Source organism: Reyranella soli (assembly GCF_007992495.1).
Classification (GTDB): domain Bacteria; phylum Pseudomonadota; class Alphaproteobacteria; order Reyranellales; family Reyranellaceae; genus Reyranella; species Reyranella soli.
In genome coordinates, this window is the sequence record NZ_BKAJ01000011.1 from 16,937 (window position 1) to 26,379 (window position 9,443).

Consider the following 9,443-nt stretch of genomic DNA (forward strand, 5'->3'; position numbering starts at 1 on the left):
ATGGGTGACGCATCGTCACTGGGCTTCGGCCATTTCATCGCGCAGTCCGACATCGTCGCCAAGGTGTTGCTGGCGGTGCTGGCGATCATGTCGGCGATCTCCTGGTACCTGATCGTCTACAAGGGCATCAGCCAGGTCGTGCGCCAGAAGCGCAGCCAGAAATTCCTCACCTTCTTCTGGAGCGCGACGTCGCTCGAGCAGGTGCAGAACGAGCTCAGCGTTCACGGCGTGCACGAGCCGTTCGGCCATCTCACGGCACATTCGCTGCACGCCCAGGCCCATCACGCCAAGTTCGGCGCCGCCAAGCTCGAGGAGGCGGGATCGGAGCAGGAGTTCCTGACGCGCACCATCAAGAAGGTGCTCGACGAGGAGACGACGGCGCTGGAGAACGGCCTCACCATGCTCGCGACCATCGGCGCCACCGCGCCGTTCGTCGGCCTGTTCGGCACGGTGTGGGGCGTCTATCACGCGCTGGTGGCGATTGGCATGTCGGGCTCGGGCATGCTCGACAAGGTCGCGGGACCGGTGGGCGAGGCGTTGATCATGACGGGCATCGGCCTTGCCGTCGCTCTGCCCGCGGTCATGGGCTACAACTGGCTGACCCGCTCCAATCGCGTGCTGACCACCAAGCTCGACGCCTTCGCCTTCGAGCTGCTGAACTTCCTGCTGATCGGCCGCACCCTGCAGACGGCTGGCCGCGGCGGCCGGCCCGGCACCGTGCCGCTTGCCGCCGTGAACTACTAGGCGAGGAGGGGACCCATGGCCTTCGGAAGCTTCGAACGCAAAACCTCCTCCCAGCCCATGGCCGAGATCAACATGGTGCCGTTGATCGACGTCGTGCTGGTGCTGCTGGTGATCTTCATCGTGACGGCGCCGCTCCTGACCAACGTGGTCAAGCTCGACCTGCCCAAGGCGACCTCGGCCAACGACATCCAGAAGCCGGAGAAGATCGAGTTCGCCATCGACGCCAACGGCGCGCTCTATTGGAAGGGCGAGCGCCTCAGCCGCGAGGACGCGATCGCCAGGTTCGCCGAGGAGGGCCGCAAGCGGCCGCAGCCCGAGGTCTACCTGCGCGCCGATCAGAACGTGCCCTACCGCTACGTCGCCGAGACCCTGGCCGACGCCTCGAAGGGCGGCCTCTCGAAGGTCGCCTTCGTCAGCGAACCGGCGCGGTAGTCTTGCGCTGGGGGCGCGCCACTCCAGTGGCGCGCCCCCAGCACTAACGCGCTGTCCACACTGCGAGCTCGTATCCGTCCGGATCGGCGAAGTGGAAGCGGCGGCCGCCGGGAAAATCGTAGGCCGCTTTGACGACGCGCCCGCCCGCCGCCTCGACTCGGCGCTGGATCTCGGAAAGGTCGTTGGCATAGAGGATGACCAGCGGACCGCCGGCGCCGCGCGCTTTGTCCGCTCCGGCGAAGCCGCCGGTCAGCCGGCCATCGCGGAACTCGCAATAGTCCGGGCCATAGTCCTTGAACGTCCAGCCGAAGACGTCGCCATAGAACTTCCTGGCGCGCGCTACGTCGGTCACGTCGAACTCGACGTAGTCGATGCGGCGGTCGTTGTCGCTGTTGGTCGTGGCCATGATCGCTCCTCCTCGAAAGGAGAGCGATCCTGTCCGATATTCGTGCCGGCGTCTTGACCCGAGGCCGTGAACGGATGCCAGCAGTGCTGTCAGTTGTACTTGGCGAGTTCCTGCCGGCCGATCTGGTTGCGATGGACCTCGTCGGGACCGTCGAAAATCCGCATCGACCGGGCCGAGGCGTAGGCCTTGGCCAGGCCGAAGTCGTCCGAGACGCCGGCGCCACCATGCGCCTGGATTGCCATGTCGACGACGCTCGACAACATCTTCGGCACGGCGACCTTGATCATCGCGATCTCCGCCCGGGCCACCTTGTTGCCGACTGTGTCCATCATATAGGCGGCCTTGAGCACCAGGAGGCGCGCCTGCTCGATCATGATGCGCGCCTCGGCGATGCGCTCCAGGGTCACGGTCTGCTCGGCCAGCGGCTTGCCGAAGGCGACGCGCGACTTCACGCGCTTGCACATGTCCTCGAGCGCTCGCTCGGCCGCGCCGATCGCGCGCATGCAATGATGGATGCGGCCCGGTCCCAGCCGGCCCTGGGCGATCTCGAAACCGCGGCCTTCGCCCAAGAGGATGTTGGAGCGCGGAACGCGGACATTGTCGAACACCACCTCGGCATGGCCGTGCGGCGCGTCGTCGTAGCCGAACACTGAAAGCGGCCGCACCACCTTCACACCTGGCGTGTCCATTGGCACCAGCACCATCGACTGCTGGCGATGACGGCTGGGATTGGCGGGATCGGTCTTGCCCATGAAGATCGCGATCTTGCAGCGCGGGTGGGGCGCGCCCGTCGTCCACCACTTGCGGCCGTTGATCACGTAGTGATTGCCGTCGCGCAGGATGGTGCTCTCGATGTTGGTGGCGTCGGATGAGGCGACCGCGGGCTCGGTCATGGCGAAGCACGAGCGGATCTCGCCCGCCAGCAACGGCTTCAGCCACTGCTCCTTCTGCTCCTCGTTGCCGTAGAGCTCCAGCGTCTCCATGTTGCCGGTGTCCGGTGCGGAGCAGTTGAACACCTCCGACGCCATCGGCGCGCGACCCATGATCTCGCACAGGGGCGCGTATTCGAGGTTGGTGAGGCCCGCGCCGCGCGGCGAGTGCGTCAGGAAGAGGTTCCACAGGCCCTCCAGCCGGGCCTTCTTCTTGAGGTCCTCCATCAGAGCCGTCGGCTGCCAGCGATCGCCGGTCGCGATCTCGTGGTCGTGGCGCGCCTCGTTGGGATAGATGTGGCGGTCCATGAAATCCTTGAGCTTTTCCTGCAGGGTCGTGACTTTGTCGGAGTAAGCGAATTCCATGGCGTGCCTCCTGATGCTGCGTGGGCATCGTTAAGGCGCTGCACCGCATCAGGAAATTGAATAGATTTCATGATATCTCATGCACATGATTAATCTGTCGCGCGTCGACCTCAATCTCCTGGTCGTCCTCGAGGCGATCGTCGCCGAAGGCGGCGTCAGCCGGGCGGCCGAGCGGCTCAACCTCACCCAGCCTGCGGTGAGCCATGCGCTCGCCCGGCTGCGCGAGCTGTTCGACGATCCATTGTTTGTGCGCGCGGGCCGCAACCTCGCACCGACGGCACTCACCAAGGGCTTGGTCGAGCCGCTGCGCCAGTCGCTGCAGGCCCTCGGCGCGCTGATCGAGAAGGGCGAGGGCTTCGACCCGGCACGGGCCAGGACCGTGTTCACGGTGTCGATGCGCGATCCCATGGAAGTGCTCATCCTGCCGAAGCTGATGAAACGCCTGGCCCGCGAAGCGCCGGGGATTGACCTGCGCACGGTCCAGATGCGCCGGCGCAGTGTCGAGAACGGTCTGGCCGACGGCACGCTCGATGCCGCCTTCGATGTGGCCTTGCCCCTGTCGGAGCGCATCCATCGCCAGCGCATCAGCGCCGATCGCTTCGTGGTCGCGGCCCGCAAGGGCCATCCGCGGGTGCGGCCGGGTTTCACGCTGGCGACGTATCTTGCGGAGAAGCACGTCATGGTGACGTCGCGCCGCCGCGGTCCGGGCGCGGAGGACATCGAGCTCGGCCAGCACGGCCAGCGCCGCCACGTCAGCCTGCGTTGCCGCAACTACCTCGCGGCCATCCAGGTCGTGGCGGGGAGCGACCTGGTGCTGACGATGACCGCGCGCTACGCGTCGCTGCTCGGTGCGGCATCGGGCGTGCGGGTATTGGCCATGCCGCTCAGGATGCCGACGCTCGATCTTTTCCTCTATTGGCACGACCGGGTCCACAACGACCCGGCCAATCGCTGGCTGCGCTTGCAGCTCGTCGAGGCCTTGGGCAAGACTGCGCGCCCCTGACAAGCGCCGGAGTTTCACGTGTCCCTTGATGCCAAAGTCGATGCGAGGCCGACCGTCGATAAGCCCGATGACGATCCGTATCTCTGGCTCGAGGACATCGAGGGCGAACGCGCGCTTGCCTGGATCGAAGCCGAGAACGACCGCACATTGAAAACCTTCGGCGGCGCGCAGTTTGCCGCCGACCGCGACACCCTGGCGGCGATCCTCGACCGGCCCGACAAGATCCCCATGATCGGGCGGCGCGGGCCGTGGGTCTACAACTTCTGGCTCGATGCCAAAAACCCGCGCGGCTTGTGGCGTCGCTCCACGCTCGAAAGCTATCGCCTCGATCAGCCGGCCTGGGACGTCCTGCTCGACGTCGATGCCCTGGCCGCGGCCGAAGGCGAGGACTGGATCTGGGGCGGTGCGGCGACGCGGACCGGCACGCACGATCGCGCCATCGTCCGCCTGTCGCGCGGCGGCAGCGACGCCGTGGTGCTGCGCGAGTTCGACCTGACCAGCCGGGTCTTCGTGAAGGACGGCTTCGTGCTGCCGGAAGCCAAGGGCGGGGTGAGCTGGCTCGACCCCGACACGCTGCTGCTCAGCAGCGCCTGGGGCGGCGATGTCACGACGTCGGGTTACGCCCGCACGGTGCGACTGTGGCGACGCGGTACGGACGCAGCCCAGGCGCCGGTTCTCTTCGAAGTGCCGCGGCAGAGCATGTTGGCCGGCGCCGGAGTCGACCGCGAGCATGCCTCGAAGATCGTATGGTACGCCGAACAGATCGGTTTCTTCGACATCAATCTCTGGATGGCGGACGGCGAGGGCGCCAACGGGATCAAGCTCGACCTGCCGACCGACGTCGAATTGCAGACGCACTATGACTGGATGGCGATCAAGCCGCGCAAGGCCTGGGCGGTGGGAGGCAGGACCTGGCCTGCCGATACCCTGCTCGGCATCAGGCTCGACGCGTTCATGGCCGGCAGCCGGGATTTCGCCGTCCTGTTCGAACCGGCTAACCGGCGGGTACTCGAAGGCTTCTTCTGGAATACGGGCCGGCTGGTGCTGTCGATCCTCGACAACCTGCAGCCGGTGTTCGAGGTCGTCACGCCGTCCGACGCCGGATGGACGCGACACGGACTGGCCGGCCTGCCGGCGATCGGCGTGGTCAACATCTCGCCGCTGGACGTCGAGCCGTCGGAGAGCAACGGCGATCTGGTCGCGACCGTGCAGGACCCGCTGACGCCGCATTCCTTGATGCTGCTTGCCAAGGACAAGGGCCCGGTCCTGCTCAAGCGATCCTCGCCGGCCTTCTCGCCCGAAGGCCTGGTGGTGACGCGCCACGAGGCGATCTCGATCGACGGCGAGCGTATCCCCTATACCCAGACTGGCCCGGCCGGCGAGACCGGCGATGCGCCGGTGCATCTCACCGGCTACGGCGGCTTCCGTATCGCGAGCATGCCCTACTACAACGCCAGCATCGGCAAGATGTGGCTGGAGCGCGGCGGCACCAGTGTCATTGCCAACATCAGGGGCGGCGGCGAGTTCGGCACGCCCTGGCACGAGGCCGGCCGCGGCGCGGGCAAGCGGCTGTCGCACGACGACTTCGCCGCCGTCGCCGCCGACCTGGTACGCCGCGGCGTGACGCGGCCCGGCCGCATCGCTGCCGAGGGCGGATCGAACGGCGGCATTCTGATCACCAACATGCTGACGCGCTATCCCGAGCGCTTCGGCGCCCTGTTCTGCACCATCCCGCTGATCGACATGCGCCGCTATTCCAAGCTTCTGGCCGGTGCGAGCTGGATCGCCGAGTACGGCGATCCCGACAAGCCGGAGGAATGGGAGTGGCTAAAAACCTATTCGGCCTATCATCAGGCCGTGCCCGGTCAAGCCTATCCGCCGATCCTGATCGCCACGACGCGGCGCGACGATCGCGTGCATCCCGGCCATGCCCGCAAGATGACGGCCAAGCTCCACGCCATGGGCTACGACCAGGTCTATTTCTATGAGCCCGCCGCCGGCGGCCACGGCTACGGCAAGGACAACAAGGAACGGGCTGCTTTCTCGGCGCTAGGCTACACGTTCCTCAGGCAGAAGATCGGCTGGTCGTGAGTCGCTTGGCCAGCATGATGTCCGGCCGGCCGGCGCCGTTCACATCAGGCAGCAGGCCGACGATCTTATAGCCGTGCCGGCGATAGAAGGTGAGGGCGTGCCCGCGCGCCGTCGCCTCGATCGTCGCGACGTGGTTGACCACATCGGGCCAGAGATTGCGGCCGAACAGGTTGGTGCCGCCGTAGTCGTCGTCGCTGCCGAGGAAGAGCGTCAGCACGCCTTCGCTGCGGGCGCGCGCCTCGAGGGCCGCCATCAGCGCCGAGCCGATGCCGCGGCGCTGGCAGTCCGGCGCCACGACCAGGGGATGGATCTCCCAGCCGTGGCTGTAGGTGCGGATCGCGCCGATCCAGCCGACCAGCCGCTCGCCCTCCAGGGCGGCGTGGCCCAGCCAGCCTTCCTCGGCGCAGCGCAACGCCACCTCGGCCTCTGCTTCGCCGGGACCGTTGTAGGCCGACGGCACATGGGCCAAGGCGTCGCGCAGGATCGCGGCGGCATCGGCACGCCGGGACGCCGCAAGCGTCCCGAAATCGACGATCTCCATTCAGCTCCTCGAGCCCGCGAAGGTGACGGTCGCTGCGCCGGCGCCGATCAGCAATCCGCCGCCCACCTTGTTGACCACGCCGATGGCGCGCGGGTTGGCGACGAAGCCGCGGGCGCGGGTGGCGACCAGCGCGTAGCCGAAGGCATTGGCGAAGGCCAGCAGCAGGAAGGTGGTCTCGAACACCAGCATCTGGGTGAGGAAGTCGGCCTGCGGATCGAGGAAGGCCGGCAGGAAGGCGACGAAGAAGGTGATGCTCTTGGGGTTGAGCGCCGTTACCAGCCAGGCATGGCCCAGCATCCGCGCGGCCGAGACCGCGTCGGTGCGCGGCGCCGCTTCGAGCGTACCGCCGGCGCGCCAGAGCTTTATGCCGAGATAGACGAGGTAGGCCGCGCCCACCCACTTCAGGATGGTGAACAGCGTGGCCGAGGCGGCGAGCAGGGCGCCCAGGCCCAGCATGGAAAGCGTCATGGCGGTGAAGTCGCCCAGCGCCACGCCCACCGTCATGGGCAGCACGGTGCGCCAGCCCTGACCCAGGGCGTAGGAGACGACCAGCAGCACGGTCGGCCCCGGGATGATCAGCAGCGCCGCCGAGGCGGCAGTGAAGGCGGCCCAGCTTTCGAACGTCATGCAATCCTCCGGTTGCTTCCGGAGGATCAAGCCACAGGCTTTCGCAGAGGTCAGCCGGCTTTTGCCGTCTTGCCGCCGTCGATCACGATCTGCGCACCGGTCATGAAGGGATGCTCGTCGGAGGCGAGGGTGAGCGCCAACGCGGCGACTTCCTCCGCGGTGGCGAGACGCCCGATCCCGGGTACGTTGTTCTTGACCCATTGGTTCAGGCCGACCCGCCACACGGCGTCCGGCACGCTCTCCATGCCAGCGGCCCGGCGCAGGAACGGCGTATCGGTCGTGCCGGGGATCAGCGTGTTCACGCGAATGCCCTGCTGGGCGTAGTCGAGCGCCGCGCCCTGAACGAGGCCGACCAGCGCCCGCTTGCTCGCGGTATAGGCCGTGCGCTTGGCCTGGGTGGAAATGGCGTTGGACGAGGCGGTGACGACGATCGTGCCGCCGCCCGCCTTCAGCATGTGCGGGATCTCGTACTTCATGGCGAGGAAGACGCCGCGCAGGTTGGTGTTGTTGACGCGGTCCCATTCCTCGGCGCTGTACTCGTGCAGCGTCTTCTCGATGGTGATGCCCGCGTTGTTGAAGGCGACGTCAAGCCGGCCGTAGGCGGCGATCGTGGCGTCGATGAAGGTGCGGACTTCGTCCTCGACCAGGACGTCGGCCTTCACATAGACGGCCTCGCCGCCGGCCGCCTTGATCTCGCGTTCGACCTCCTGGCCGAGCGCTGTCCGGCGGCCGCAGAACGCGACCTTGCCGCCTTCCGCTGCAAAGGCGAGGGCGGCGGCCCGGCCGATGCCCGACGTGGCGCCGGTGATGGCGACGACCTTGCCGTCGAAGCGACGGCGGCCGGGCTGCGGCGGTATGGGGGGCGATTTGGCTGGCAGTGCGAGGGCGACGCCTGCCGCTAAGCCGGTGATGAGGCCGGCGGCAGCGCCAAGGGTGGTCGAACCGAGGATACGGCGGCGATTGGGCGGGCTGGGGGTGTCGAGCGACATGGCAACCTCAAATCTTGTCAATGACAAGATAAATTACCTTCCAATCTTTACAATGACAAGTCGCGAAAGTCTCGGCTTGGTCGCTTGACACCCCGCATGACGCATGAGGGGATGGCTCATGGCGCGGGCGAAGACGGCAAAACCCTATCACCACGGCGAGTTGCGCGAGGCGTTGGTCTCGGCCGGCCGCAAGCTGATGGAAGAACGGGGCTTGCGTGGCTTCACCCTGCGGGAGTGCGCCCGGCGAGCAGCGGTTTCCCACGCTGCCCCGGCCCACCACTTCGCCTCGATCGACGACCTGCTGGCCGAGATCGCGACCCGCGGCTACCACGAGCTCACCGCGGCGATGTCGGCCGAGGCGCGGCGGTCGGGCAATGACGCGGCCGCCCGGCTGGTCGGCCAGGGCGTGGGCTACATGGCCTTCGCCGCTGCCAATCCGGTGCTGTTCCAGCTCATGTTCAGCCGCGAGGCCAACCGCTTCGAGACGCCCGAGCTCGCCGAGGCCGCCAAGTCGGCCTATCACCTGCACCGCGAGGCGGTCGAAGCCGTCATCCCCCAGGCCTCCGGCGAAGTGAAGGAGCGCATGGTCGACTTCGCCTGGGCTTCCGTGCACGGCTTCATCACCCTGGTCCTGGAAGGCCAGCTCGGCGAGAAGGATTCGTCGCGCGCGCTCAAGGCGCGTGGCCTGGCGGCGCTATCGGCAATGGTCGAGGCGGTCGTCCGCGCCGGCGGTGAGCCCTAGGCCTTGTAATCACAAGCGCCTGAAACGCGCCCACTGTCATCCCGAGCGCAGCGAGGGACCTTTCCTGGGGCCTCAAAGGCCCCTCGCTTCGCTCGGGGTGACAGCTGCGACTTACCTTCAGCGATAATCGGTACTAGGCGACGTCGATGCGCCACAGCAGCGCCTCGACATCGCCATAGGCCGGGTCTTTGTGAAACCGCTTCACGAACACACCGCCGTTGTTGGTGATGACCTTCTGCGACGGCACGTTATCGAGATCGGTGGTGAGCTCGACGTACTTCAGCCCCTCCTTGCGTGCTTCCGGCAGCAGCAGCGCCAGCGCCCGCGTGGCGTAGCCGCGGCCGCGCTTCCATGGCACCACGGCGTAGCCGATATGGCCGAGGCAGTGCGGCGGCAGCGCTTCCGTGCCGGGCTGCCAGCGAATGCCGATCGAGCCGCAGAAGCCGTCGTCCCATATCCAGCGGCGATAGCCGGGCAGGCGCGGCACCCGTGAGCCGTCGGGCAGGGTGATGGGCCCGGCCTTGGCGTCGCGGTCGTCGAGCGAGGCCACGAAGCCAGCGGTGTCGGCGTCGA

11 protein-coding genes are annotated in these 9,443 nt (G+C 67.3%); 5 read left to right on the top strand and 6 right to left on the bottom strand.

The genetic code is table 11. The features are described from left to right. Together RSO01_RS03010 and RSO01_RS03015 are read left to right on the top strand one after the other, a co-directional pair. Entirely contained in the window at positions 1-744 is a 744-nt protein-coding gene (locus tag RSO01_RS03010) for a MotA/TolQ/ExbB proton channel family protein (RefSeq protein ID WP_147146071.1), read from the top strand. Positions 745-759: 15 nt separating this feature from the next. Continuing rightward, a complete protein-coding gene (locus tag RSO01_RS03015; protein ID WP_147146073.1) occupies positions 760-1,176 on the top strand; it encodes an ExbD/TolR family protein in 417 nt (138 codons plus the stop codon). A 43-nt stretch (positions 1,177-1,219) separates the two neighbouring features. Here the strand turns inward: RSO01_RS03015 and RSO01_RS03020 are convergent, their stop codons facing one another. Beyond that, positions 1,220-1,582 (bottom strand): VOC family protein, encoded by a 363-nt coding sequence (locus RSO01_RS03020; protein WP_147146075.1) that lies wholly within the window; start codon positions 1,580-1,582, stop codon positions 1,220-1,222. An 89-nt stretch (positions 1,583-1,671) separates the two neighbouring features. Beyond that, on the bottom strand, positions 1,672-2,877 hold the full coding sequence (locus RSO01_RS03025; protein WP_147146077.1) for an acyl-CoA dehydrogenase family protein: 1,206 nt from the start codon (positions 2,875-2,877) through the stop codon (positions 1,672-1,674). A gap of 85 nt (positions 2,878-2,962) precedes the next feature. Here RSO01_RS03025 and RSO01_RS03030 point away from each other — a divergent pair, with 85 nt between their 5' ends. Beyond that, positions 2,963-3,880: a LysR family transcriptional regulator gene (locus RSO01_RS03030; protein ID WP_218037221.1), complete on the top strand. Its 918-nt coding sequence runs from the start codon at positions 2,963-2,965 to the stop codon at positions 3,878-3,880. 18 nt (positions 3,881-3,898) lie between these two features. Continuing rightward, positions 3,899-5,971, top strand: coding sequence for a prolyl oligopeptidase family serine peptidase (locus tag RSO01_RS03035; protein WP_147146081.1), 2,073 nt, complete (start codon positions 3,899-3,901; stop codon positions 5,969-5,971). Here the strand turns inward: RSO01_RS03035 and RSO01_RS03040 are convergent. The 3 genes from RSO01_RS03040 to RSO01_RS03050 are packed head-to-tail and all read right to left on the bottom strand — an operon-like array spanning position 5,946 to position 8,128. After that, complete coding sequence (locus tag RSO01_RS03040) at positions 5,946-6,512, bottom strand: GNAT family N-acetyltransferase (protein WP_147146083.1); 567 nt, start codon at positions 6,510-6,512, stop codon at positions 5,946-5,948. The genes RSO01_RS03035 and RSO01_RS03040 overlap by 26 nt on opposite strands. Next, positions 6,513-7,139 carry a LysE family translocator gene (locus RSO01_RS03045; protein ID WP_147146085.1) on the bottom strand — a complete coding sequence of 209 codons (627 nt, stop codon included), beginning with the start codon at positions 7,137-7,139 and terminating at the stop codon, positions 6,513-6,515. A gap of 50 nt (positions 7,140-7,189) precedes the next feature. Next, positions 7,190-8,128, bottom strand: coding sequence for an SDR family NAD(P)-dependent oxidoreductase (locus RSO01_RS03050; protein ID WP_147146087.1), 939 nt, complete (start codon positions 8,126-8,128; stop codon positions 7,190-7,192). Positions 8,129-8,246: 118 nt separating this feature from the next. On the opposite strand from RSO01_RS03050, the gene RSO01_RS03055 reads away from it, so the two are divergent. After that, complete coding sequence (locus RSO01_RS03055) at positions 8,247-8,870, top strand: TetR/AcrR family transcriptional regulator (RefSeq protein WP_170302811.1); 624 nt, start codon at positions 8,247-8,249, stop codon at positions 8,868-8,870. A gap of 133 nt (positions 8,871-9,003) precedes the next feature. On the opposite strand, the gene RSO01_RS03060 is transcribed toward RSO01_RS03055, so the two are convergent. After that, positions 9,004-9,420, bottom strand: a complete 417-nt coding sequence (locus RSO01_RS03060) for a GNAT family N-acetyltransferase (RefSeq protein WP_308933081.1) — start codon at positions 9,418-9,420, stop codon at positions 9,004-9,006. Between the last annotated feature and the right edge of the window lie 23 nt (positions 9,421-9,443).

What these genes read in the sequence shown, in the direction of transcription:
- RSO01_RS03010 (WP_147146071.1), top strand. Translation starts at nt 1, where the DNA reads ATGGGTGACGCATCGTCACTGGGCTTCGGCCATTTCATCGCGCAGTCC.
- RSO01_RS03015 (WP_147146073.1), top strand. Translation starts at nt 760, where the DNA reads ATGGCCTTCGGAAGCTTCGAACGCAAAACCTCCTCCCAGCCCATGGCC.
- RSO01_RS03020 (WP_147146075.1), bottom strand. Translation starts at nt 1,582, where the DNA reads ATGGCCACGACCAACAGCGACAACGACCGCCGCATCGACTACGTCGAG.
- RSO01_RS03025 (WP_147146077.1), bottom strand. Translation starts at nt 2,877, where the DNA reads ATGGAATTCGCTTACTCCGACAAAGTCACGACCCTGCAGGAAAAGCTC.
- RSO01_RS03030 (WP_218037221.1), top strand. Translation starts at nt 2,963, where the DNA reads ATGATTAATCTGTCGCGCGTCGACCTCAATCTCCTGGTCGTCCTCGAG.
- RSO01_RS03040 (WP_147146083.1), bottom strand. Translation starts at nt 6,512, where the DNA reads ATGGAGATCGTCGATTTCGGGACGCTTGCGGCGTCCCGGCGTGCCGAT.
- RSO01_RS03045 (WP_147146085.1), bottom strand. Translation starts at nt 7,139, where the DNA reads ATGACGTTCGAAAGCTGGGCCGCCTTCACTGCCGCCTCGGCGGCGCTG.
- RSO01_RS03050 (WP_147146087.1), bottom strand. Translation starts at nt 8,128, where the DNA reads ATGTCGCTCGACACCCCCAGCCCGCCCAATCGCCGCCGTATCCTCGGT.
- RSO01_RS03055 (WP_170302811.1), top strand. Translation starts at nt 8,247, where the DNA reads ATGGCGCGGGCGAAGACGGCAAAACCCTATCACCACGGCGAGTTGCGC.